General features: G+C 61.2%; 23 protein-coding genes and 1 tRNA gene. 10 read left to right on the top strand and 14 right to left on the bottom strand.

The features are described from left to right. Positions 1 to 7 precede the first annotated feature (7 nt). Entirely contained in the window at positions 8 to 916 is a 909-nt protein-coding gene (locus NLY36_RS31365; protein ID WP_245260299.1) for a hypothetical protein, read from the bottom strand. Between the two features lie 50 nt (positions 917 to 966). On the opposite strand from NLY36_RS31365, the gene NLY36_RS31360 reads away from it, so the two are divergent. The 3 genes from NLY36_RS31360 to NLY36_RS31350 all read left to right on the top strand — a co-directional run bounded on the left by NLY36_RS31360 (position 967) and on the right by NLY36_RS31350 (position 4,457). Beyond that, positions 967 to 2,280, top strand: coding sequence for a glycosyltransferase (locus tag NLY36_RS31360; protein ID WP_023736572.1), 1,314 nt, complete (start codon positions 967 to 969; stop codon positions 2,278 to 2,280). Beyond that, positions 2,277 to 2,996: a Stf0 family sulfotransferase gene (locus NLY36_RS31355; RefSeq protein ID WP_023688604.1), complete on the top strand. Its 720-nt coding sequence runs from the start codon at positions 2,277 to 2,279 to the stop codon at positions 2,994 to 2,996. Before NLY36_RS31360 ends, NLY36_RS31355 begins: the two co-directional genes overlap by 4 nt. A 135-nt stretch (positions 2,997 to 3,131) precedes the next feature. Next, complete coding sequence (locus NLY36_RS31350; RefSeq protein WP_156933248.1) at positions 3,132 to 4,457, top strand: hypothetical protein; 1,326 nt, start codon at positions 3,132 to 3,134, stop codon at positions 4,455 to 4,457. Positions 4,458 to 4,465: 8 nt separating this feature from the next. Here NLY36_RS31350 and NLY36_RS31345 read toward each other — a convergent pair whose 3' ends face one another. From NLY36_RS31345 to NLY36_RS31330, 4 genes are all read right to left on the bottom strand, one after another. Next, positions 4,466 to 5,122 carry a TVP38/TMEM64 family protein gene (locus tag NLY36_RS31345; protein WP_023712368.1) on the bottom strand — a complete coding sequence of 219 codons (657 nt, stop codon included), beginning with the start codon at positions 5,120 to 5,122 and terminating at the stop codon, positions 4,466 to 4,468. A gap of 17 nt (positions 5,123 to 5,139) precedes the next feature. Then, on the bottom strand, positions 5,140 to 5,922 hold the full coding sequence (locus tag NLY36_RS31340; protein ID WP_198020860.1) for a glycosyltransferase family 2 protein: 783 nt from the start codon (positions 5,920 to 5,922) through the stop codon (positions 5,140 to 5,142). A gap of 238 nt (positions 5,923 to 6,160) precedes the next feature. Then, positions 6,161 to 6,400, bottom strand: coding sequence for a class I SAM-dependent methyltransferase (locus tag NLY36_RS31335; protein ID WP_023713238.1), 240 nt, complete (start codon positions 6,398 to 6,400; stop codon positions 6,161 to 6,163). 176 nt (positions 6,401 to 6,576) lie between these two features. Next, positions 6,577 to 7,719 carry a hypothetical protein gene (locus NLY36_RS31330; RefSeq protein WP_023712370.1) on the bottom strand — a complete coding sequence of 381 codons (1,143 nt, stop codon included), beginning with the start codon at positions 7,717 to 7,719 and terminating at the stop codon, positions 6,577 to 6,579. A gap of 237 nt (positions 7,720 to 7,956) precedes the next feature. Here NLY36_RS31330 and NLY36_RS31325 point away from each other — a divergent pair, with 237 nt between their 5' ends. The 6 genes from NLY36_RS31325 (at position 7,957) to NLY36_RS31300 (ending at position 13,788) form a co-directional block, all read left to right on the top strand. Further along, positions 7,957 to 8,841, top strand: a complete 885-nt coding sequence (locus NLY36_RS31325) for a dihydrodipicolinate synthase family protein (RefSeq protein ID WP_023736571.1) — start codon at positions 7,957 to 7,959, stop codon at positions 8,839 to 8,841. 23 nt (positions 8,842 to 8,864) lie between these two features. Beyond that, entirely contained in the window at positions 8,865 to 9,524 is a 660-nt protein-coding gene (locus tag NLY36_RS31320; protein ID WP_023688610.1) for a GntR family transcriptional regulator, read from the top strand. A gap of 65 nt (positions 9,525 to 9,589) precedes the next feature. Next, positions 9,590 to 10,927 carry an ABC transporter substrate-binding protein gene (locus NLY36_RS31315; protein ID WP_023736570.1) on the top strand — a complete coding sequence of 446 codons (1,338 nt, stop codon included), beginning with the start codon at positions 9,590 to 9,592 and terminating at the stop codon, positions 10,925 to 10,927. Beyond that, positions 10,927 to 11,865 (top strand): carbohydrate ABC transporter permease, encoded by a 939-nt coding sequence (locus NLY36_RS31310; protein WP_023670984.1) that lies wholly within the window; start codon positions 10,927 to 10,929, stop codon positions 11,863 to 11,865. The genes NLY36_RS31315 and NLY36_RS31310 overlap by 1 nt, the downstream gene beginning before the upstream one ends. Beyond that, positions 11,866 to 12,687 carry a carbohydrate ABC transporter permease gene (locus NLY36_RS31305; RefSeq protein ID WP_023684659.1) on the top strand — a complete coding sequence of 274 codons (822 nt, stop codon included), beginning with the start codon at positions 11,866 to 11,868 and terminating at the stop codon, positions 12,685 to 12,687. It abuts the gene before it with no gap. A gap of 39 nt (positions 12,688 to 12,726) precedes the next feature. Then, positions 12,727 to 13,788: an ABC transporter ATP-binding protein gene (locus NLY36_RS31300; RefSeq protein ID WP_023736569.1), complete on the top strand. Its 1,062-nt coding sequence runs from the start codon at positions 12,727 to 12,729 to the stop codon at positions 13,786 to 13,788. Between the two features lie 49 nt (positions 13,789 to 13,837). Here NLY36_RS31300 and NLY36_RS31295 read toward each other — a convergent pair. Next, positions 13,838 to 13,913: transfer RNA gene (locus NLY36_RS31295), tRNA-Lys, on the bottom strand. 322 nt (positions 13,914 to 14,235) lie between these two features. On the opposite strand from NLY36_RS31295, the gene NLY36_RS31290 reads away from it, so the two are divergent. Continuing rightward, a complete protein-coding gene (locus tag NLY36_RS31290) occupies positions 14,236 to 14,736 on the top strand; it encodes a BA14K family protein (protein ID WP_023736568.1) in 501 nt (166 codons plus the stop codon). A 91-nt stretch (positions 14,737 to 14,827) separates the two neighbouring features. Here NLY36_RS31290 and glpK read toward each other — a convergent pair whose 3' ends face one another. From glpK to glpD, 8 genes are all read right to left on the bottom strand, one after another. Beyond that, positions 14,828 to 16,321 carry a glycerol kinase GlpK gene (gene glpK, locus NLY36_RS31285; RefSeq protein ID WP_023696520.1) on the bottom strand — a complete coding sequence of 498 codons (1,494 nt, stop codon included), beginning with the start codon at positions 16,319 to 16,321 and terminating at the stop codon, positions 14,828 to 14,830. A gap of 89 nt (positions 16,322 to 16,410) precedes the next feature. Beyond that, positions 16,411 to 18,138, bottom strand: coding sequence for an ABC transporter substrate-binding protein (locus tag NLY36_RS31280; RefSeq protein WP_023670978.1), 1,728 nt, complete (start codon positions 18,136 to 18,138; stop codon positions 16,411 to 16,413). A gap of 77 nt (positions 18,139 to 18,215) precedes the next feature. Continuing rightward, positions 18,216 to 18,503, bottom strand: coding sequence for a DUF2160 domain-containing protein (locus NLY36_RS31275; RefSeq protein ID WP_023670977.1), 288 nt, complete (start codon positions 18,501 to 18,503; stop codon positions 18,216 to 18,218). A 67-nt stretch (positions 18,504 to 18,570) separates the two neighbouring features. Further along, positions 18,571 to 19,485: a carbohydrate ABC transporter permease gene (locus tag NLY36_RS31270; RefSeq protein ID WP_023730146.1), complete on the bottom strand. Its 915-nt coding sequence runs from the start codon at positions 19,483 to 19,485 to the stop codon at positions 18,571 to 18,573. 1 nt (position 19,486) lies between these two features. After that, on the bottom strand, positions 19,487 to 20,353 hold the full coding sequence (locus NLY36_RS31265; RefSeq protein WP_023670975.1) for a carbohydrate ABC transporter permease: 867 nt from the start codon (positions 20,351 to 20,353) through the stop codon (positions 19,487 to 19,489). Then, positions 20,354 to 21,445, bottom strand: coding sequence for an ABC transporter ATP-binding protein (locus NLY36_RS31260; protein ID WP_023696519.1), 1,092 nt, complete (start codon positions 21,443 to 21,445; stop codon positions 20,354 to 20,356). Positions 21,446 to 21,459: 14 nt separating this feature from the next. Then, a complete protein-coding gene (locus tag NLY36_RS31255) occupies positions 21,460 to 22,539 on the bottom strand; it encodes an ABC transporter ATP-binding protein (RefSeq protein ID WP_023696518.1) in 1,080 nt (359 codons plus the stop codon). 38 nt (positions 22,540 to 22,577) lie between these two features. Further along, positions 22,578 to 24,098, bottom strand: a complete 1,521-nt coding sequence (gene glpD / locus NLY36_RS31250) for a glycerol-3-phosphate dehydrogenase (RefSeq protein WP_023696517.1) — start codon at positions 24,096 to 24,098, stop codon at positions 22,578 to 22,580. Positions 24,099 to 24,134: the final 36 nt, after the last annotated feature.

The following is a 24,134-nucleotide window of genomic DNA, read 5'->3' as shown; positions in this document are numbered from 1 at the left end:
CTGAGACTTAGTTTGCGGCCGCAAATACCGCAGCACTTTCAGACATGAGGCGCCGCGCGGCGGGCTGGACATTATCCCTGTATGTAATGCATTGGCGGTAGCGGCCATCGGCAACGCGCTGTTTACCAATGCGCTCCCACTCCGGTGTCCAGGAGGAATTCCAGTCAAAATCCTGGGACAGCAGATTTTCCCTGTCGAAGCATTGTGGATCCCTCTCGAGTATCCGACGCGCTTCATCGGCGAGGGGACTATAGTTTTCAACAGCCGCTATCTTCCGCGCCCGCGCGGCCGGGGAAAGCTGAATTGCCGATTCGACACGTCCCGCCACATTTGGAACCGCAGCGGAACAAAGCTGTTTGCCGACCTGTGCCGTCTTTCGCAGTCCTCGGCAGAGGGCCTGGCCAAACGCAAAGGCAAGATCATGTATGGGATTATAGCCGTCGACCGCATCCGATACGATCTGGACACTCTTTGCGGTCGTTAGATCGGCGCGCACTCTCGAAAACACGTCGATCAGGAAATCATGGTTCCCGGCCAGCAGCGCTTCGTACCAGGCGCCATCCGGAATTTCCCCAAACACCGCGCCGCGTGTCGCGCCCGCAGCTTCGACCAGATCGCGCGAATAGCGGGTTCGCGATGTTTCCTTGCCGCCTGATCCGTCGGTCAGAAGATAGACCCTTGGTTTGGCGATCTCGAGCCAATGGTGGATCCTGAGTTCGTGCCCGGGGTGAGCGAGGATCAGCACGTTTTCCAGTTTTTCTCCTGACTTTTCAGGCAACAATGGCTCCAATCCAGTTTCTGGTCCGATCGAGCCGAATGGCCTGGGGACAAATTCAGGCGCAAACCTTGGCCGCGACAATGCTGACGAAGCTTGTTTGGTCAGCGGCTTCAACTTAAGACGCTGCCAGAAACTCATGCGCCTTTCTCTCTCATATCAGATGTAGTGCGCAAGCAAGGAATCGCCCGTTGCGAATTCTTATCACCAATCTCTCCCTGTCGCGAAACAGCGGATCGGAAGCGGTCGTCGAACTGTTGGCCGACGGGCTTCGCGGCGCCGGCCATCAGACCATGCTGCTGGCTCCCACTCTGGGCGACATGGCCGATAGAATGCGTCGGCGCGGGCATCATGTCGTCGATCGGATTGCCGAGATCGTCGAAAGGCCCGATGTCATTCACGCCCAGCATCTGACGCCCTGCCTGACTGCGCTCGCCAGGTTTCCCGACGTGCCAGCGGTATTTTCCTGTCACAGCGCCTTCTTTGAAGTCGAAGCGCCGATGCTGCATCCCCAGATACGCCATTGGATTGCGGTCGACGAGGCGTGCCGAGCCAAATGCCTGTCGAGGGGCATACCGGCCGACCAGATGAGCCTTGTCTACAACGCGGTCGATCTCAATCGCTTCAAACAGCGCCCACCGCTGCCCGCCAGACCCGCGCGAGGCCTGCTGCTGACCAAGAATTTCGAGCACCAGGCGGCGGTTCGTGAGGCCTGTGCGAGAAGTGGCATCCAGCTGGATGAGCTAGGTCCAGCCACCGGGCGGTTTTCGCAGCAGCTGGAACAGGATCTGCTTGGTTACGACATCGTGTTCGCAACCGCCCGGATGGCCATCGAGGCAGCTGCGGTCGGCTGTTCCGTCGTGGTTTGCGACGCGCGCGGTTTTGCGGGATTGCTCAGCAGCGCAAACATGGAGGCATGGCGTCGCTTCAATCTGGGCGTTGGGCTTTTGACCAAGCCGACCACGGTCGAAAATCTTCTGGGCGCGATATCCGGTTTCGATGCGAACGATGCCGCGGCGGTGTCCACCTATTTTCGGAAGGCGGCCGGCGACGCGTATTTTGTCGAGGAACATGTGCGCATCTATGATCAGGTGCTGCGATCCGACAGGGGGCTGAATCCCGATGAGCGCGCGCTTGCGACCGCCGTGTGGATCGAAGAGATCGGGGTCTCGCATCCACGCCGCAGATGGTTTCACATCGTGAAAGAATTGCACGGCTGGCCGGATGCGCCCGAATTGGCGACGCTTCTGGCTCAGTCCCACGCAAACTCGCGAGTTTTGGAGAAGCTTGGCGAACAGATCGCCAGAACCCAGCAGCTTGTTCTGGACGAGGCTGTCTCGCGCGCCGCCGCGCTGGGCGACAACCCGACTGTGCTGAGCCGGGTGGAGGAACAGCTTTCGAACCTTTCAAATTTTATGGACGAGATAAAGCGGCTGTACAACGGTATGATCCCCCTGTTCATCAGAAAGCTTCTCCTTCGGGCGCGTAAAGGGGTCGGACATTGACAGGGCTCGACGGCTTGGACCGCGATAAATTGAGTGGCTACAGCATCTGCACCTCGCCACGATCCGGCAGCAATTTCTTGTGCCAGCATCTGAGCGGCACGGGCCTGCTCGGACATCCGCTGGAATATTTCAATTGGGGCGGGCGGCGCTATTTCGATGACCCGGACTACCCCAAGGATATCGCCGGCCAGGTCTGGAAAATCCTTACCATGGGCGCCACTCCCAACGGCATCTACGGCTTGAAGTTATTTGCCCACCAGCACGACTGGATTTCGGGCGAGGTGAACTGGGTCGATGCCCTTCCCAATCTTCGCTTCGTGCTGCTCACCAGACGCGACTTGCTTGGCCAAGCGATTTCCTGGGCACGCGCGCTGCAGACAGGACAATACCGATCGAGCCAACCGATGGCCCAGAAGCCGGTCTTCGACGCTGGACTGATCCAGAGCCAGCTCAACGCCCTTGCTCGTGAACGAGCCCGCTGGGAGATGTTCTTTGCGCGCACCGGTATCGAGCCCTTGCGGTTCGAATACGAGACAATGATCGAGGACCCTCGCCACGCCGTCAGTCAGGTCGCCGAGCTGATGGGCCTGAAGCCGCCCTCCAAGCTGGACCCCGGCAACGTGACCGTTGAGCTGCAAAGGGATGCATCAAACCTCGAATGGGCAGACCGCTTCCGGGCAGAGCGCGGCGACCCGAACATCCTGGACTTGATCTAGCTCCGCAGAATTCGTCTTCGGGCTGTCTGGAGCGCCGCTGAGCGGGTAGCAAAAGTAGCCATTTACTCTTCGCCATCCCGTCTGTATCACCGCCCCAGACCGCGTGGGGCGCCACGCCATCCAGCCGGGGGGCAGATGTCGACACCGTTCAGTGCATTTACTTTGGTTGAGTTTCTCGCCTTTGCAGGGTTGAGCTTCCTTTATGTCCGGGCAGACGATTCGTTATCCCCCAGGGGCAAGACCGAGTGTACCATCGTCGCAGGGATACTGTTTGCGATCCTGGTCGCGGCAAGAGCCCCGGCGTTGCTTACTTTCTACAGGGTTTGGGCTGAAATTGGCCCTCTGTACTTCGGCTATGCCTATGCGAACGGTCCGTTAGCCGCTCTGTTCAACCCGGCAAGCAATTACTACGATCTAGCGGCAAACCTATCTTCAGCCGTTGCGGTGTCGGCCGGACTTCAGTGGTGGCCGGTCGTTGACACCGGCTCCGGTCTTCTGGTGGCTTTGCTGTTTCCATTTGTTGTCGCCGGCACAACGCAATCGATATCGTGGCGAACCGGAATCCTGTTGGCGGTTGCGACCGCGCTCTATTGCGTCACTGCATCGGAAACATTCGGAACGGCACTGCACATCAAAGGCTGGGGACCTGTTTATGCCGCGCTTGTTTTTGGGTCGTTAGCGTTCAAACAGCCGCTCAATCGCGTTCATATCGGTCTTCTTCTAGTGCTGCCGTTCACAGGAACCCCCGCAGCTTTCGCGCTTATCATATGGGCGGCTGCCGGCTTTGTGCTACGGCAGCCTTATCTTGTCCGACCTCTGGTTTGGTCTATTCCTGGATTGGCGACGCAGATCGGCTGCGCACTGTTGCCGGCAACGAATACCGGCTTGGCCGTACGGCCGTTCACGTTCCTCGGTTTTGCAAGCTTGCCGGACCTGTTCCTGCTCAAGGTGGGTGGTGCGATCCTTTGGCCGGCCTTGTTTTTCAGCAACTTGACACCGGGTACGCTTGAACTGATAGCAGCTGCCATCGTCTTCCTTGGCGTGCTTGGAGCTGCAGTTTTCCTCGCCCGCCGCCAGCCCATCCTGCTGCTCGTCCCGATCGTTGCGCTGCAATTTTCGGCTACTGCGATTCTCGCCGTCGGAGGTGCCGAGTCACTGCTCCAATCAGGATCTGGCTTCAGGTATTACTTCGCGCCAGTCGCAACACTTCTGATCGTTCTGGCGATTTGGGCGTCTTCGTGGAGGTTGGTTACAAGGGTCGCGGCGGTTGCTATTTGCCTATGCGCGGTCCTCGCAAATCGAGACTACAACGCCATGGTCGAAGGCTTGTTCTTCACACCGTCCCACACCAGTTGGTCCTCGCAGGCAACGACCCATCTCACGTCACCGTCGCAAACGCTTGTAAATTACCCCGGAGCAGGCGGAGTGCAGCTACCGGACTGTGGAGAATACCACTGCTAACAAGCACATCAGGTTGTTTCGGAATTGTGCTTATACATGACGAACCTGCCGACCAACGTCGCGCCTGCAATAACGCCTCCCGCCAGCATCAGCAAAAAAACCTGGTGAAACTCAGGCGATTCGAGAGACGCCGCATTGCCGAGCAATGAACCGACATAGACATAACCAAAAAGGGCGGGAAGCGACGCTGCGGTTCCTATCACGTAGTCGGCGAGGCGAATTCCACTCGCGCCCAGCGCAATGCTTGTGGCGGCAAAGGGAACGACCGGTGACAGGCGGATCAGAAAAACCGATCGCCAGCCGTCAGCGGCAAGGAACTGTTTGACCTTGTCGAGGCCGCCAACAATTTTCGTGTTGGTAAAAGGAACGTTTTGGAGACCCTTTCGGCCTACGTAGTAGCCGACGATGCCGCCGGCCAAAGTCCCGACGAGCGCCATTGCCGATCCACCGGCGAATCCGTAAACCGCTCCGCCTGCGATCCCGAGCAGGGACGCCGGCAATATGCCGGTGGCGGCCACTAGAAACTGCATCACGACCAGCGCAACGAAACCAAACAGCCCTGTCTGCTGAACGCTCGCTTTGGCGATCCGCAAGATATCGTCGAGATAGCCCGACAGCGCCGCGGGGACGAGAACCATCGCAAGGCCCGCCACACCGAGGGCCATTCGTGTCCGACGCCTCATCAGATATTGCTCCCGACGAATAACGGATCTTGTCGAATGCCCAGTTTGCTGAGGCGAAACTTCGCCGCGGTTTTCAAGACACCCAAGCCATAGACGACGCTACGCCGAAAGTTGATCGACGACGCCTCCGGGAAGTATCTCGTCGGACAGGACATCTCGCCACCACGCAGGCCGAGATAGACGGCCTGGCAGACCATCTCATTGTCGAACACAAAGTCGTCCGAGCACCGGTGATAAGGAATCTCGGTCAACGCTTTCCGGCTCCAGCACCGAAAGCCAGTGTGAAACTCCGACATTTTCTGACCGATCAGGATGTTTTGAACCAGGGTCAGAAAGCGATTGGCGATATATTTATAGACCGGCATGCCGCCGCGCAGGGCACCCTTGCCCAAGATGCGCGAACCAAAGACGTAATCATACTCGCCAGAGGCGACCATCGAGGCAATGGCCGGCACCAACCTGGGCGAATATTGATAATCGGGATGAAGCATCACGACGATATCGGCATCGCGCTGCAGCGCCGCATCGTAACAAGTCTTCTGATTGCCACCGTAGCCCTTGTTGATCGAATGCTCGATTGTGTGAATGCCGAGCTGTCGCGAAATGCCGACAGTATCGTCCTTCGAGAGATCGTCCGTGAGAATAACGTCGTCGATCAATTGCATCGGCAAGGCGAAGTAGGTCTTCTCCAGTGTAGCCGACGCATTATAGGCGGGCATGATCACCGCCACACGCAATCCATCAATCATTTCTACGCCAGCGCCCCGATGTTGCGTTTCCATTGCCGGAAAACGTCCTATAGCGCAAGCCGGCCTAGCATTTCCCGATCCACGTGCGGCAAAAACGCCACGCAATGTTTCCGTCCGCACCAAACGACGCCGGAACGAGAGACCGTGGTGGTCGAGGTCCCGGTTTATGTCGAGCCGCCAATCCAGTCGACGGCAGAACTCGCGCGCCTGCTGGCAAAGCGGGTCCGGCGCAAGGCGCTTTCCCTGGTCGGGTTGTCCTAAAGTTAGCCGATCAAGCAAACTGGGGCCGTCGGTTGCCGGGCAACGACGGCGCGCAGTCAGATCCATTCCAGATTGATGTTTCGGATGTTTCCTGGGCGATGCGCTGGCGAATGCGCTCCACCCGACGCGCTATGTCTGGCGACACCCGGTCGTGCGTTTCAACCAGAATGGCGCCGATAGCGTCTTGCAGCCCAGCTTCGCGGGATGCTTCGAGGCATTCGGCTTCGCTGCCCTCAATGTCCATCTTCATGATCGATGGCACGCCGGCGGCGCCAACGGCGGTACAGATGCCACCGCAGGGTATTTTCCAGGCGGCTCTCGGAAAAGCACTCCGCCATTCCAGGGCTCTCCGTTGCACTGACGATCACGCTCGCGATGGCATACTCGACAGCTGACGAAAACCGGGCTCGACAGTCTGCGCATCAGTCAGCGGAACAGATACTTCGATACCTCCGGATTGCCACGGCGCCACATCACATTGTCCAGAAAATAATGGTGCACATTGATGAAGATGAGCACGATGAAGAAGAACAGGGATGACCCCAGGACTTGCCTGTCATAGGGAATCAAAGCCGTCAGCGCGGATGGGATCAGCCAGAAGCCGAGATAGCCAAGGGCCGTGCCGCCGACGATGAAGCCGAGGAGCCGAAACCTGTAGAGAGGGCCAAGAAAGGACAGGATTTTCGGCTGCGGATCGCTTTCGGCATCGGAACTGTCGCGCTCGACGTTCGTCTGGTAGCGCCAGACCACGGCGAGATACTGCAGCGAGTGGAGCGCGGGCACGATCAGCAGCCAAAGCGGGTTTACGCGCGCAATCAGGATCCAGAGATAGAGCGACGCCACATAGGCCACCAAACCGTTATAGGGCAGGCCGCCGCCGTTCTTCCGCCAACGATTGACCAGCATCAAGAGCGTGGCCGCCGTCGACGCAACGGCCGCCAGCATGGCGATGTTGGTGACCCAGGAAGGGGCCGCGAATGTGTAATAGTCCAGGCCATAATATTTGCCCTGGGTGACCGCCGTATTCGTCTGCAGCCATGCCAGGATCCACACCGCATAGGAGTTCACCAGCAGCACCTTCTTGTCGCGGTCGTCGAAGAATTTGCGCTTCAGCACCGCATCCACCATCAGCATGCCGTAGCCCTGCTTGACGTAGTGCCAACCGACGAAAAAGAACATGGCGTTGGTGGCATAGCCGAGCAGGCGCGTGTTCGCCGCCGCGGCGCCATAGGCAAAGAACCCGGCCATGACCAGGGGCACGACAATGCCCGCGAAGATGTAGCGGAGCTGCAGGCTCCTGTCGTAGCCGTCGCCCGTCACCTTGCGCCCGAAATTGCGGTAGAAGAGCTGGTAGGAGTGGGCGAAGTGGGGATAGTTCACGAGATAGGCCACGAAGACCATCGTTGCGGCCACCGGACCTTCATATTCGAGCGGAACGAGAAACAGCACCGGCAGGATGAGAAAGGCGCTGCCGCCCAGCATGAGGAAATCGGCGACCGGGCCGAAGAGGTATTTTTGAGGCGCCGCCGCCTTAGGAGCGACAGCATCCGCCGAAAGCTGAAGTGTCATGTCAGAACCTCCCCTGGGAAGGCTGAGTTTAGCCATCGACTGGAATGGGGACAAGCTTGGAGCTGCCGCTCCGCGCCCGAACACTGGACCATCCTGCTGTTTCGCCAATGGTCTCGATCCGCCATGGGCTTCGAACCTGTGAAGGCCCTCCGCCGTTAAAAAAGCGCACCACCCCAATTTACGACTAACATGTTAGTGTGCTAGCACGGCATACACACCTACTTCGGAGACCTTCCGGTGACATCACGCTTTGGCCTTTCGGCCGCTCTCGCCACGCCTTTCGATGCCCGCGGGCAGATCGCCACCGCTCCCATGATCGCTCAGGCCAAAAGTTGCCTGGCGCAGGGTTGCGGCAGCGTGACGCTTTTCGGCACCACAGGGGAAGGCGCGTCGGTGGGCACGACGGAGCGGCGGTCGGTGACCGAAGCCATGCTGGCTGCTGGAATCTTGCCGCATCAACTCGTTGCCGGCGTGCTGGTCGACGCCGCCGAAGACGCCGCCGAACAGGCACAGCATGCCTTGCAGCGAGGCGCCCGAAACATTCTGCTGGCCCCGCCGAGCTACTTCAAGAATGTCGGCGAGGAGGGCCTTTTCGGCTGGTTCTCCGCCGTCTTTGCCGCGCTCGGCCCCCTCGCCCGTGACGTGCTGCTCTACAACATCCCTTCGGTTACCATGGTGCAGCTTTCGCTTGGCCTGATCGGCCGGTTGCGCACTGCTTTTCCCGACGTGGTCGCCGGGGTCAAGGATTCCGGTGGAAATTGGAGCTACAGCGAGGCGCTGCTTGCCGCCTATGGCGATCTGGTGATCCTGATCGGCGATGAAAGGCATCTGGCGCGTGCGGTGCGACTGGGTGCTCAAGGCGCAATCTCGGGCATGGCCAATTTCGTCCCGGGCGAAATCCGCGCCATGGCCGAGGACGGGCGCGACGATCCTCGCGTCGAAAGTTTTGTGCTCGAATTGCTGAAATATCCGGTCACCCCCGCGGTAAAGGTCATGGTGGCGCGCAAGACCGGCGACGAGCGCTGGCTGGCGGTCCGTCCGCCGCTGGAGCCGATTGCGTTGCAAGGGCAGCAGCAGCTTGCCGCAGCCTATGACAGCCTGTTTGCCAGGGAACCGGCCTGACCGGCAAAGGGAAGCGCGCCGAAATGGAAGACGGCAACGAACCGACCACCCTCAGGGAGAAGGCCTATGCCAGCTTCACGCGGCACTTGCTGGCGCGCGACTTCAAGCCGGGCCAGTTCGTGTCGCAACGTGAGCTGGTTGCCTTCACCGGACTGCCGCTCGGCGCCATTCGCGAGATCGTGCCGCGTCTCGAGGCGGAAGGACTGCTGACGACCATCCCGCAGCGCGGCATGCAGATCGCCCATATAGACATCAGCCTGATCCGCGAGGCCTTTCAGTTCCGCCTGTTCATGGAGCGTGAAGCGGTGGCGCTGTTTACGGTAAGCGCCTCCGATGCCGAGCTTGCCCGCTTGCGGCGCGAGCATGAGGACATGCTTGCCCAGGCGCTGGCGCAAACCCCGACGCCGGAGATGGAGGCCAAGGCGCAGACCATCGACTGGGCCATGCACGACACGTTCATCGATGCGCTGGGCAACGAGATCATCGCCAAGGCCTATCTGGTGAATTCGGTGAAGATCCGCCTGATCCACCAGGAGCGGTTCCGTATCGACGGGCGCGTCGTGCCGGTCATGCGCGAGCACCTGGCGGTGATCGATGCGATGCAGAGCCGCGATCCTGGGAAGGCGGTCGAGGCCATCAGCCAGCATATCGAAAAGGCGCGCCGGCTGGCGCTGCAAATCTGAGGAAGCATGAGCCGCGCCGCGGTCGCTGTGGCGCAATCAACAACGACAACACCGGGAGGAAGAAAATGTCATCCAATCTGTTCAACCCAACCAGGAGGCAACTCCTCCAGGGAACCGCGGCGCTTGCCGCCGCCAGCTTTGCGGGCGTTCGCCCAAGCTTTGCCGCCGGCGTCGACTGGAAGCGCTTTGCGGGAACGACGCTTGACGTCAATCTGGTGAAAAGCCCGCGCAGCGACACGCTGATAAAATACATCGCCGAGTTCGAGGAACTGACCGGGATCAAGGTCAATGCCGAAGCGACACCGGAACAGCAGCAGCGCCAGAAGACGGTGATCGAGCTGAGCTCCGGCAAACCGAGCTTCGACGTCGTGCATCTGAGCTACCACGTGCAGAAGCGCCAGTTCGAAAAGGGCGACTGGCTGGCCGACATATCAGGCTATCTCGCTGACCCGACCCTGACCGATCCTGCGCTGGTGGAAATCGATTTCGCCGATGCCGGCATGCTGTTTGCCAAGGACGGCCAGGGCGTGCTGCGCTCGCTGCCGTTCTCGGTGGATTACTGGATCGTCTACTGGAACAAGGAATTGTTCGAGGCCAAGGGCCTCAAATACCCCGAGACGTTCGAGCAGCTGGTGGCCGCCGCCGAAACGCTGACCGATCCGTCGACCAACACCTACGGCTTTGTCGCCCGCGGCCTGAAAAACGCCAACACGCCGGTGTGGACGTCGCTGATGCTCGGCTACGACATGACGCCGCTCGATGATAAGGGCAAGCTGCGCACGACCTCGCCCGAGGCGGTCGAGGCCGCCAGCCTCTACCAGCGGCTGATGACCAAGTCGGCGCCTCCAGGCGTCACCGGATTCAACTGGGCCGAAGCCCAGTCCGCCTTCCTGCAAGGCAAGATCGGCATGTGGTTCGATGGCGTCGGCTTTGCCCCGCCGATGGAAAACCCGGAAAAGTCACGAGTGGTCGGCAAGGTCGGCTACGGCGTCATGCCCAAGGGGCCCAAGGCGCATGCCGCCGGCACCTTTGGCGACGGCCTCGGCGTGACGGCCGCCAGCGAGAAGAAGGAGGCCGCCTACCTCTTCTGCCAGTGGGCGATTTCGCCCGCCATGGGCGCGCGCCTGCTGCAGGCGGGTGCCGGCGTGCCGTTCCGCAAGTCGGTGCTGGAAGATCCCAAGGTGCGCGAAGGCGTCACCATGCCGGCGAGCTGGCTCGATGCCGTGGTCGGCTCGGGCAATGTCAGCCGGCTGTCGCTGCCGGTCATCATTCCGGTCACTGAGTTCCGCGACATCTATGGCGTGGCGCTGACCAATCTGATCGCCGGCGCCGATCCGGCGGAGGAACTGAAGAAGGCCACCGAGCAGTTTCAGCCGGTGCTCGACCGGAGCGAGCAAGGCTGATGTCCGCCATCACCCCAGAACGCACCGGGGTGACGACGCAAGCCATCGAAGGGGGCCAGACCATCCGTCTGGCTCCCAACTACTGGCCTTTCGTCGTCCCGGCGCTCGTCGTCGTCGGCGCCGTGATCGTCTTTCCCTGGGCCTTCACACTGTGGATGAGCGTCAACCGCTGGACCCTCGGCCAGGCGCGAAGCTTTGCCGGGATGGAAAATTACCTGCGGCTGGCCGTCGACCAACGCTTCTGGGAATCGCTTTTCCATACGCTGACCTACACGGCGCTTTCGGTCGCGGCGCCGATGTTCCTTGGCACTGTCGCGGCGCTGATCTTCGACGCCAAATTTCCGCTGCGCGGCCTGTTGCGCGGCGTCTTCGTCATGCCGATGATGGCAACGCCAGTCGCCGTGGCGCTGGTCTGGACGATGATGTTCCATCCCCAGCTTGGCGTGCTCAACTATCTGTTGTCGCTGGTCGGCATCCCGGCGCAGGAATGGATCTTTAATGCCAGGACGGTCATCCCGTCCCTGGTTGCGGTCGAGACCTGGCAGTGGACGCCGCTGGTGATGCTGATCGTGCTGGGCGGCTTGGCCTCCGTGCCGCGCGAGCCCTTCGAGAGCGCCGAGATCGATGGCGCCAACGCCTGGCAGCAATTCCGCTATCTCACCTTGCCGATGATCGCGCCGTTCCTGATGATCGCGATGATCATCCGCACTATCGATGCGCTGAAAAGTTTTGACATCATCTATGCCATGACCCAGGGCGGACCGGGCACGGCCTCGGAAACCATCAACATCTATCTCTACAACACCGCCTTCTCCTACTACGACATCGGCTATGGCTCGGCCATGGCCGTGGTGTTCTTCATCGTCATCGTCGCGCTGTCCTTCATCCTGCTGATGCTCCGCCAGCGCTCCCAATGGATCGGGGTGGAGGGCAAATAGATGAGTTCACGGCTGCTCAACCGGATCGGGCTGTTTTTCGCGGCTCTGGTCTTCGTCTCGCCGGCGATCCTGTTCTTCCTCTGGATGGTCTCGCTGTCGCTGAAGTTCGAGATCGACAACGGTGCATACCCGCCGATCCTGATCCCGGAACATCTCGCCTGGTCGAACTATGTGAAGGTATTCGAGGAGAACAATTTCCTGCTCTATTTCTGGAATTCGGTTCTGGTGACGGGCACGGCAACGTTGCTGGCGCTGCTGATCGGCGTGCCGGCCGGCTATGGCATCGCGCGGCTCAAGGCCGAACGCTCGGCGGTGGTCATCATGATCGCCCGCATGACGCCGGGGCTTTCCTATCTCATTCCGCTGTTCCTGCTGTTCCAGTGGGTCGGCATTCTCGGCACGCTGTGGCCGCAGATCATCATCCATCTGGTGGTGACGGTGCCGATCGTGGTCTGGGTGATGATCGGCTATTTCGAGACCACGCCGATGGAGCTGGAAGAAGCGGCCAACATCGATGGCGCCAGTTCCTGGCAGGTGTTCCGGCTGGTCGCCTTGCCCATCGCCAAGCCGGGCATTGTCGTCGCCTTCATCCTGTCGATCATCTTCTCATGGAACAATTTCGTCTTCGGTATTGTGCTCGCCAGCCGCGAGACCCGCACGCTGCCGGTCGCCGTCTACAACATGCTTTCCTACGAGCAGGTGAGCTGGGGTCCGCTCGCCGCCGCAGCACTTGTGGTGACGCTGCCGGTGCTGGTGCTGACCCTGTTCGCGCAAAGGCAGATCGTCGCCGGGCTGACCGCAGGCGCCGTCAAGGGCGGCTGAGGCACGGCCCCGACATCACTCATTTCCGGGAGAAATCCAATGGCATCGGTAACAATCAACAACGTTCAGAAGGCTTTCGGAGCCGCCAAGATCATCCACGATGTCAGCGTCGACATCGCCGATGGCGAATTCGTCATCCTGGTCGGGCCGTCGGGCTGCGGAAAGTCGACGCTGCTGCGCATGATTGCCGGACTGGAAACGATCTCGGGCGGCAGGATCGCCATCGGCGATCGCGTCGTCAACAATCTCAGGGCGCGCGACCGAAACATCGCCATGGTGTTCCAGAACTACGCGCTCTATCCGCATATGACGGTGGCCGACAATATGGGCTTTGCCCTGAAGATCAAGAAAGCCGATCCGGCCGACACCGCCGGCCGCGTCGGCAGGGCCGCCAGCATTCTCGGCCTGGACAAGCTGCTCGACCGCTATCCGCGTCAGCTTTCCGGCGGCCAGCGCCAGCGCGTCGCCATGGGCCGCGCCATCGTGCGCGACCCGCAGGTGTTCCTGTTCGACGAGCCGCTGTCCAATCTCGACGCCAAATTGCGAGTGCAGATGCGCGGCGAGATCAAGGCGCTGCACCAGCGGCTGGGAACCACCACCATCTACGTCACCCACGACCAGATCGAGGCCATGACCATGGCCGACAAGATCGTCGTGCTGCATGACGGCCTTGTCGAGCAGATCGGCGCGCCGCTCGATCTCTACGATCGCCCGGCCGACCTCTTCGTTGCCGGCTTCATCGGCTCGCCGGCGATGAATTTCATTCGCGGCCATGTCGAGGAAGGTGTTTTCCGCAGCGCCGGTGGACTGATCTTGCCGTTGCCGGAAGGCAGCGACCTGGCAAACATACCCGGCCGCGACCTCATCTACGGCATTCGCCCCGAACATATCCGTGCGACGACCGCCAAAGGAATCCCCGGCACGATCGTGCTTCTGGAAGCAACGGGTTCGGAAATCTTTGCCCGGGTCGACTGCGCCGGAGAAGAAATCTCCTGCCTTTTCCGCGAGCGGCTGGCACTGAAACAGGGCGAGCAGATGCGCATCGAGATCGACCGCGCCTGCGCTCATCTGTTCGACGTCAAGACCGGGCGGCGATTGTAGGCGGCGATGGGGGCTGCTGACAGCGAGCAACTTCCGCACGAAATATTTCTGGTGAGCGCGTCGGGGTTCGAACCCGAGACCTACTGATTAAAAGTCAGTTGCTCTACCGGCTGAGCTACGCGCTCCCGCGGGCTCTAAAGGCCGCCCTCGAAATTGCGCGGAACATAGGGAGAGTGCCGCGACCGGTCAACCGGAAAAAGATGGCCGTTCCACCGGGGTTTCAGCCATCGCCCGACGCGCCGCAAATTGCGTCGTCACCAGTCCGGTGAGCCGCTCCCGCAACGTGGTCGCCGCGTCGATCTGTTGGCGCGCGAGACGCGCCTTTTCTCACGCGCCACATTCGAGAAACATTACAAATCAGCAACTTACTGTTTTGGTGGGAACCATCGCACGAGCGGGCCGTTTTCGTCTCACAAGGGACGTCAACCACCCTTCAAGGAGAAGATCATGAACAAGATCGCAACGGGTCTACTGGCGACCACCCTGTCAATTTCGTTTGCTGCGGCCGCCGCTATGCCGGCCAATGCCACCCAGATGTTCGTGCCCCAGTCATCAGCAACTTCGTCCGACATCGTGAATGTGGGCGATTCTCGTCATGACAACTGGCGGTGGATGCGCCATGGCAATCGCAATTCCGGCAATCGCGATTTCCGCGTAGGCCGCCAGTTCTCGCGCAACAATGATGGCGGCAGCTATTGGAATGGCCATCGCGGCTATCGCGAATATCACCGCGGCTATCGCCGTCACGGCGACTACTGGTTCCCGCTGGCTGCCTTCGCCACCGGCGCTTTGATCACCGGTGCGATCGTCAACAGCGAGAACAACCGCGTTTACGGCGGCGATGCGCATGTGCAGTGGTGCTACGACCGCTATCGCTCCTACCGCGCCTCGGACAACACATTCCAGCCCAACTACGGCCCTCGGCGGCAGTGTAATTCGCCCTATTGATGTGTTTAGCGCGAAGTTAGGGTAGGACGGAGCCTGCGCCGGCAACGGGCGCGGGCTTCGTCTTTTCGCGGACTTGGTCTTAAGTGCGAAATCAGGACGCGCTCAGCGTCCGGCGCACCGCATCGCGCCAGCCGGCCAGTTTTGCCGAACGCACCGTGGCATCCATGTCCGGCTTGAAGCGGCGCTCGAGCGCCCAACTCCTGGCAAAATCCTTCGCCTTCGGCAACACACCCGCCTTCGAGCCGGCAAGCCACGCTGCGCCCAGCGCCGTCGTCTCCAGAATGGTCGGGCGATCGACCGGGGCATCGAGGATATCGGCCAGCCGCTGCATGGTCCAGTCGGAGGCCACCATGCCGCCGTCGACGCGAAGCACGGTTTTGGCCGATGCCCCCTTCCAGTCCTTGCGCATGGCGTCGAGGAGATCGCGCGTCTGGTAGGCGACGGATTCAAGCGCCGCGCGGGCAAACTCCGCCGGGCCTGAGTTGCGCGTCAGCCCGAAGATCGCGCCACGCGCTTCGGCGTCCCAATGCGGCGCGCCGAGACCGACGAAAGCCGGCACCAGATAGACGTTCTGCGTGGGGTCGGCGGTTGCAGCCAAAACGCCGCTATGCTCGGCCTTGCCGATCACCTTGATGCCGTCGCGCAGCCATTGCACGGCGGCACCGGCGATGAAGATCGAGCCTTCCAAGGCATAGGTGGTCTTGCCGTTCAGCCGATAGGCGATGGTGGTCAACAGCCGGTTCTTCGAGCGCACCAGATCGGCGCCGGTGTTGAGCAGCGCAAAGCAGCCGGTGCCATAGGTCGATTTCATCATGCCTGGCTCGAAACAGGCCTGGCCGATGGTCGCTGCGTGCTGATCGCCGGCCACGCCAAGGATTTTGATTTCGGCGCCAAACAGGCTTTTTTCCGTCACGCCGTAGTCGTCGGCGCAATCCTTGACCTCAGGCAGCATCGCCACCGGGATGCGCAGGATGGAGAGCAGCTCGTCGTCCCAGACATTTTTCTCGATGTTATAGACCAGCGTGCGCGAGGCGTTGGTGGCATCCGTCGCATGCACCTTGCCGCCGGTCAGCCGCCAGATCAAAAAACTGTCGATAGTGCCGGCGAGCAGTTCGCCCTTTTCGGCGCGCTTTCTCGCACCGTTTACCTTGTCCAGCATCCAGGCGATCTTGGTGCCGGAGAAATAGGGATCGAGCAGCAGGCCGGTCTTTTTGGTGAACTTTTTCTCCAGGCCGTGTTTTTTCAGCTTCTGGCACAGCGGCGCGGTGCGGCGGTCCTGCCAGACGATGGCATTGTGGATCGGCTTGCCGGTCGCCTTGTCCCAGATGACGACGGTTTCGCGCTGGTTGGTGATGCCGATCGCCGCCACATCCGAGGCCTCGCGGCCGGCGGCCTTCAGCGCGCCTTTGACCGTCGCGACGACGCTTGCCCAGATCTCTTCCGGATCATGCTCCACCCAGCCGGAGGCAGGATAATGCTGCGTGAATTCCTGCTGCTTGCTGCCGGCGACCTTCATCGCGCCGTCGAACAGGATCGCCCTGGTCGATGTCGTACCCTGGTCGATTGCAAGGATGTATCCGGTCATTAGTCCTCCCGGTAGCTCGCCTATACAAACAGGGGAGACGGCAAGATGCCGCCTCCCCGTTCACTATGATCCTGGCGCGTACGCCAAGATTACTTCTGCCAGCTCTTCACCAGTTCGTCGTAGTTGATGGTGATCGGCTTTTCCTTCTCGTTCTCGATCTTCAGCTGAGGCGCGAGATTGCCGTTCTTGACCGCGTCGGCGTTCCAGTAGGCGAGGTCATGCTCTTCGGCCATCTTCGGGCCGATATCGCCCTGGACGCCCGACTTCTCGATGCGGGTCATGACTTTTTCCTGCTCGGCGCAGAGCGAGTCCATGGCTTCCTGCGCCGTCTTGGCGCCGGACGAGGCATCGCCGATCGCCTGCCACCAGAGCTGTGCCAGCTTCGGATAATCGGGCACGTTGGTGCCGGTCGGCGACCACTGAACGCGGGCCGGCGAGCGGTAGAACTCGATCAGACCACCGAGCTTCGGCGCACGTTCGGTGAAGCTCTTGTCGTGGATCGTGCTTTCGCGGATGAAGGTCAAGCCGACATGGCTCTTCTTCACGTCGACCGTCTTCGAGGTCACGAACTGCGCGTAGAGCCAGGCGGCCTTGGCCCGGTCAGTCGGCGTCGACTTCATCAGCGTCCAGGAACCCACGTCCTGATAGCCGAGCTTCATGCCGTCCTTCCAGTAGACGCCATGCGGCGACGGGGCCATGCGCCACTTCGGCGTACCGTCGTCGTTCAGCACCGCCTTGGCGCCGGCGTCGACCATCGAAGCGGTGAAGGCGGTGTACCAGAATATCTGCTGCGCGACCGCACCCTGTGCCGGCACCGGGCCGGATTCGGAGAAGGTCATGCCTTGGGCTTCGGCCGGAGCGTAGGCCTTCAGCCAGTCGAGGTATTTCTGGATCGAGTAGACGGCAGCCGGGCCGTTGGTGTCGCCGCCGCGCGCCGTGCAGGAGCCGACCGGCTGTGATTTCTCGTTGACCTTGATGCCCCATTCGTCGACCGGCAGGCCGTTCGGCAGGCCCTTGTCGCCGTTGCCGGCCATCGACAGCCAGGCATCGGTGAACCGCCAGCCGAGCGACGGGTCCTTCTTGCCGTAGTCCATGTGGCCATAGACCTTCTTGCCGTCGATCTCGCGGCCGGTGAAGAACTCGGCGATGTCCTCATAGGCCGACCAGTTGACGGGAACGCCGAGGTCGTAGCCGTATTTCGCCTTGAAGTCGGCCTTGTTCTTCTCGTCGTTGAACCAGTCGTAACGGAACCAGTAGAGGTTGGCGAACTGCTGGTCGGGCAGCTGATAGAGCTTCTTATCCGGCGCGGTGGTGAAGGAGGTGCCGATAAAATCCTTCAGGTCGAGGTTCGGATTGGTAACGTCCTTGCCCTCGCCCGCCATCCAGTCGGTCAGGTTGCGGACCTGCTGGTAGCGCCAGTGGGTGCCGATCAGGTCGGAATCGTTGACCCAGCCGTCATAGAGGTTCTGGCCGGTCTGCATCTGGGTCTGGATCTTCTCGACGACGTCGCCTTCCTGGATGACGTCATGCGTGATCTTGATGCCGGTGATGGCGGTAAAGGCCGGCGCCAGTACCTGCGATTCATACTGGTGGGTGGCGATGGTTTCGGACACGACCTTGATGTCCATGCCGGCGAAAGGCTTCGCGGCATCGATGAACCACTGCATTTCTGCTTCCTGGCCGGCGCGGTCGAGCGTCGACAGCGGGCCGATTTCCTTGTCCAGAAACGCCTTGGCCTCATCCATTCCGGCGTAGGCGTTGCCTACCCCGAGCAACAGGACAAGGGCAGTTGTTGATGTTAAAAATTGCCGTCGCATAGGTTTCCTCCACATTTAGGTTTCAAGTGCGATCTGGAACGGCCGCCGGCACGCGGTCGATCCAACAGTTTCCCCCTCTATACGTAGCGGAACACGCCGACGGCGTAGACCACGGAGAGAGCGAGAGCCCACCACAGGTTGGATCCGACAAGACCCAGCCAAGCGAGATGGATAAAGGCGCTGCCAAGCAGCGACAGAAAAAGACGGTCGCCGCGCGTCGTCTCGAAGCGCAGGATGCCGACGCGCGGATTGCCGCCCGGCGAGGCAAATTCCCAAAACGCCATGCCGCACAGCAGCAGAAGAATGGTGCCGAAGAACGCCGCCGTCGGCCACGTCCACGCCATCCAGGTGAGGTCGAGATTCATGGTGACACCCTCCCCAGGGCAAAGCCCTTGGCGGTGGTGGTGAGGATGAACCCGTGCTTTTGTTTCATCACACCCTCCCCAGGGCGAAGCCCTTGGCGATGTAGTTGCGGACAAACCAGATGACGAGCGCGCCGGGGATCAGCGTCAGCACGCCGGCGGCGGCGAGCAGGCCCCAATCCATGCCGGCGGCCGAAACGGTGCGGGTCATGGTGGCGGCGATGGGCTTGGCGTCAGTGGTGGTCAGCGTGCGGGCGATCAAAAGTTCGACCCATGAGAACATGAAGCAGAAGAAGCAGGCGACACCGATGCCACTGGCGATCAGCGGCATGAATATCCTGACGAAGAAGCGCGGGAAGGAGTAGCCGTCGATATAGGCTGTTTCGTCGATCTCTTTGGGCACGCCCGACATGAAGCCTTCGAGGATCCACACCGCCAGCGGCACGTTGAACAGGCAGTGCGCCAGAGCCACCGCGATGTGGGTGTCGATCAGGCCGAAGGCCGAATAGAGCTGGAAGAACGGCAGCGCGAACACCGCCGGCGGCGCCATGCGGTTGGTCAGCAGCCAGAAGAACAGATGCTTGTCGCCGAGGAAGCGGTAGCGCGAAAAGGCGTAGGCCGCCGGCAGCGCTGCGGCCACCGAGATCACCATGTTCATCACCACATAGGTGATCGAATTGATGTAGCCCGAATACCAGGAGGCGTCGGTAAAGATGGTGACGTAGTTGGCGATCGTAGGCTGATGCGGATAGAGCGTCAGCGAGGAGACGATCTCGGCATTGGTCTTGAAGCTCATGTTGATGAGCCAGTAGATCGGCAGCAGAAGCACGATGATGTAGATCGTCGGCACGATCCACCACCAGCGCGATTCCTCGCCGCGCTTGCGCATCAGCCGGGCGACCTGATCCTGCGAAGGCGTGCTCGCCAATTTTCCCGAAGCGGTGGTTTCACTCACTCTGTCGGCTCTTTCGTTGGCGCCGCTCATCTCAGCGCTCCGCGTCGTAGTTGGTCATCACGGTGTAGAACACCCACGACAACAACAGGATGATCAGGAAGTAGACCAGCGACATGGCGGCCGCCGGACCGAGGTCGAACTGGCCGAGCGCGGTCTTGACGAGGTCGATCGACAGGAAGGTGGTCGAGTTGCCGGGGCCGCCGCCGGTGACGACGAAGGGCTCGGTGTAGATCATGAAGCTATCCATGAAGCGCAACAGCACGGCGATCAAAAGCACACGCTGCATCTTCGGCAGCTGGATATAACGGAACACCGCCCAGCGCGAGGCGCCGTCGATCTTGGCCGCCTGGTAGAAGGCATCCGGGATCGAAACCAGGCCGGCATAGCAGAGCAGCACGACAAGGCTGGTCCAGTGCCAGACGTCCATGATGATGATGGTGACCCAGGCGTCGAACGGATCCTGCACGTAATTGTAGTCGATGCCGAGCGCGTTGACGTAGTAGCCGAGCAGGCCGATGTCGTTGCGGCCGAAGACCTGCCAGATGGTGCCGACGACGTTCCACGGAATGAGCAGCGGCAACGACATAAGCACCAGGCAGACCGGCACGCCCCAACCCTTCTTCGGCATGTTGAGCGCGATGAAGATGCCGAGCGGCACTTCGATGGCCAGGATGATGAAGGAGAAGATCAGGTTGCGCACCATGGCTTCCCAGAAGCGGCTGGACGACAGCAGTTCCTCGAACCACTGGGTGCCTGCCCAGAAGAAGACGTTGTTGCCGAAGGTGTCCTGCACCGAATAGTTGACGACCGTCATCAGCGGAATGACGGCCGAGAACGCCACCAGCACCAGCACCGGCAGCACCAGGAACCAGGCCTTGTTGTTCCAGGTCTTTTCCATCTATGCCCCCATCTCGACACGCCCCATCTCAACCAGCCAGGAATCGGCATAGATGTTGATGCCGGCCGGATCGAAGCGAACCTTTGGGTCGGCCGGCACGCTCTCGTCCTCGCCGATGACGGCAGCGATCTCGCGGCCTTCGAGGCTGGCGCGCACCACCTTGTGGCGGCCGAGATCCTCGACCTTGCTGATTTTAACCGCCATGCCGTCACGGCCGAGCCTGACATATTCGGGGCGGATGCCGAGTTCGATGGCGCCGGAGCTCCCAGCGGCGGTCTTTGGCGCGCCGGGCAGCTCGATGCGTTGGCTGCCAATGGTCGCGGTCTTGCCGTCGATCGCCACCGGCATGACGTTCATGCCGGGCGAGCCGATGAAGTAACCGACGAATGTGTGGCGCGGGCGCTCGAACAATTCGGCCGGCGTGCCGATCTGGACGATACCGCCATCATACATGACGACGACCTGGTCGGCGAAGGTCAGCGCCTCAGTCTGGTCATGGGTGACATAGACCATGGTGTAGCCGAAGCGGCGGTGAAGTTGCTTCAATTGCGAGCGCAGCACCCACTTCATGTGCGGATCGATGACCGTCAGCGGTTCGTCGAACAGGATGGCATTGACATCCGAGCGCACTAGGCCGCGGCCGAGCGAGATCTTCTGCTTCTGGTCGGCGGTCAGGCCCCTCGCCTTCTTCTTCGCCCACGACGCCAGGTCGATCATCTCCAACGTCTCGCGCACCTTGCGGTCGACATCGGCCTCCGGCACGCCGCGGTTGCGCAGCGGGAAGGCCAGATTGTCGTACACCGTCATGGTGTCGTAGATGACCGGGAATTGGAACACCTGCGCAATATTGCGCTCCTGCGTCGACAGATTGGTGACGTCCTTGCCGTTGAACAGCAACTCACCGTGCGAGGGTTGCAGAAGTCCCGAAATGATGTTGAGCAGCGTGGTCTTGCCGCAACCCGAAGGCCCAAGCAGCGCGTAGGCGCCGCCATCCTCGAAAGTGTGGTGCACTTCCCGCAGCGCAAAATCGGCATCCTTCTGCGGGTTGGGCAGGTAGGAGTGCCTGACATGGTTGACGTCGATGCGCGCCATCTCTTTCTTCCCCTTCAGGCCGCAAGCTTCGGCGCGGCGACGGCGCTGCCGTTGCTGTCGAAGACCATGATGTGGCGCGGATCGATAAACACCTCGATCTCGGCGTCGGGCTCGAAATCGCGGATGCCGTGGGTCAGCATGACCCAGCGCGCATCGGCGAAATCGAGATGGATGAAGCTTTCCGAGCCGGTGATCTCGGTGATCGTCACCTTGGCGCGCACCGGCACGGCGGCAGCGTTGGGCCGCTCGAGCGACAGATGATGCGGCTGGAAGCCGATCGTGTAGTTGGCGTCGGAAATGCCGGCGAGTTCGGCCGGTACCGGCAGCTTGACGCCGCCCTCGAGAAGGAAATCGGGACCTTTCTTGGCCAGCACGATGGTGTTGAGCGGCGGATCGGCAAAGGTTTTCGCCGTCACCAGGTCGATCGGCTTGCGGAAGACGTCGATGGTCGGCCCGAATTGGGTGATCCGCCCCTCGGACAGCGTCGCCGTATTGCCGCCGAGCAGCAAGGCTTCATGCGGCTCGGTCGTGGCGTAGACGAAAATAGTGCCGGCGGCGGCAAATATCTTGGGCAGTTCGGCGCGCAGCTCCTCGCGCAATTTGTAGTCGAGGTTGGCGAGCGGCTCGTCGAGCAGCACCAGACTGGCATTCTTGACGATGGCGCGGGCCAGCGCCGTACGCTGCTGCTGGCCGCCGGACAGGCTGAGCGGCGTGCGGTCGAGATAGGGTGTGAGCTTCAAAAGCCCTGCCGCGTTGCGGACTTCCTTGTCGATCTTGGCCTGGTCGGTGCCGGCGACGCGCAACGGCGAGGCGATGTTCTCGTAGACGGTCATCGCGGGGTAGTTGATGAACTGCTGATAGACCATGGCGATCTTGCGCTGCTGCACCGGCATGCCGGTGACATTCTGGCCGTCGAACCAGACTGAACCGGTGGTCGGCACGTCGAGTCCGGCCATCAGCCGCATCAGGCTGGTCTTGCCCGACAGTGTCGGCCCGAGCAAAACGTTGAGCGAGCCGTGCTGAAGCGTCAGCGACACGTCGCGGATATGCTCCACCGCGCCGACCATCTTCGTCACGTTTCTCAGTTCCAGCATGATGCCTCCTCCCAGGCTTTGTGCATCAATCGCCTTCCCTATTCCGCTGCCGCGACATGGCGCCGGCTGATGCCGCGCATGAATTCGTCAAGCGCCGACGCCTGTTCCCGGCTGAGATGCAGACCGCGCTTGGTGCGACGCCACAATACATCTTCGGCGGTCAGCGCCCATTCGTTTTCGCTGAGGTAGCGTACCTCGGCCTCATAGAGATCGGCGCCGAAATTGCGGCCGAGATCGGCGTTCGACTTGGCGAGGCCGAGCAGCACTTGCGCGCGCGTGCCGTAAAGCCGGGTCAACCGACGCGCCAGGCGCTGGTCGATGAAAGGAAAGGCGCTCTTCAGCTTCGCCACCTGGACGTCGAAACCGGTGGCCGGGAAATCGCCGCCCGGCAAGGGCGCGTTCGCCGTCCACGGCTTACCGCGCTTGCCGAGAAAACCTTCGACCTTTTCCAGCATCGATTCCGACAACCGGCGGTAGGTGGTGATCTTGCCGCCGAAAGCGTTGACGATCGGCGCCTTGCCCCCGCCGCCATCGGCTTTCAGCACATAGTCGCGGGTCGCTTCCTGCGCCTTCGAAGCGCCGTCGTCGTAGAGCGGGCGCACGGCCGAATAGGTCCAGACGATGTCGGGGCGCGTCACGGCTTCAGCAAAATATTCGCTCGCCGCCGCGCAGAGATAGTCGATCTCGGTGTCGCTGATCTTCACGTCATGCGGATCGCCGGGATAGTCGCGATCGGTGGTGCCGATCAGCGTAAATTCTTCCTCGTAGGGAATGGCGAAGATGATGCGCCCGTCCTTGTTCTGGAAGAAGTAGGCGCGCGGATCATCGAACTTCTTTTTGATGACGATATGACTGCCCTGCACCAGGCGCACATTGTGCACGTCGTTCTGGCCCACAGTGGTCGACAGGACGTGGTCGACCCACGGACCGGCGGCATTGACCAGCAGCCGGGCCTTGACCTCCTCTGCCTCTCCCGTCTGCACGTCTTCCACGCGGATCGCCCACAGATCGCCTTCGCGCCGCGCCCCGACGACTTTCGTGCGGGTGCGGATGGTGGCGCCGCGGTCGGCGGCGTCACGCGCGTTCAACGCCACCAGCCGGGCATCGTTGACCCAGCCGTCCGAGTACTCGAAAGCCTTGTGAAACAGCGGCTTCAGCGGCTTGCCGGCCGGATCCTTGGACATGTCCAGTGTCCGGGTCGCCGGCAGCAATTTGCGGCCACCAATATGATCGTAGAGGAACAGGCCGAGCCGGATCAGCCAGGCCGGGCGCAGGCCCTTGGCGTAGGGCAGCACGAAGCGCATCGGCCAGATGATGTGCGGCGCGTTCTTCCACAGAACCTCGCGCTCCATCAGTGCCTCGCGCACAAGTCGGAACTCGTAGAATTCGAGGTAGCGCAGGCCACCATGGATCAGCTTGGTCGAACCGGAGGAGGTTCCGCTGGCAAGATCGTTCATCTCAGCCAGAAACACCGAAAAGCCCCGCCCAACGGCGTCGCGGGCGATGCCGCAGCCATTGATGCCGCCACCGATGACGAAGATGTCATGGATTGCGTCCACAAAGCCCTCCCGCGATTTCGCATTGCAGCATTTTTA

It is taken from the genome of Mesorhizobium sp. C399B (assembly GCF_030323185.1).
GTDB lineage: Bacteria > Pseudomonadota > Alphaproteobacteria > Rhizobiales > Rhizobiaceae > Mesorhizobium.
The sequence above is the reverse complement of the archived record's forward strand: the minus strand, read 5'-3'. Positions and strand labels throughout refer to the sequence as shown.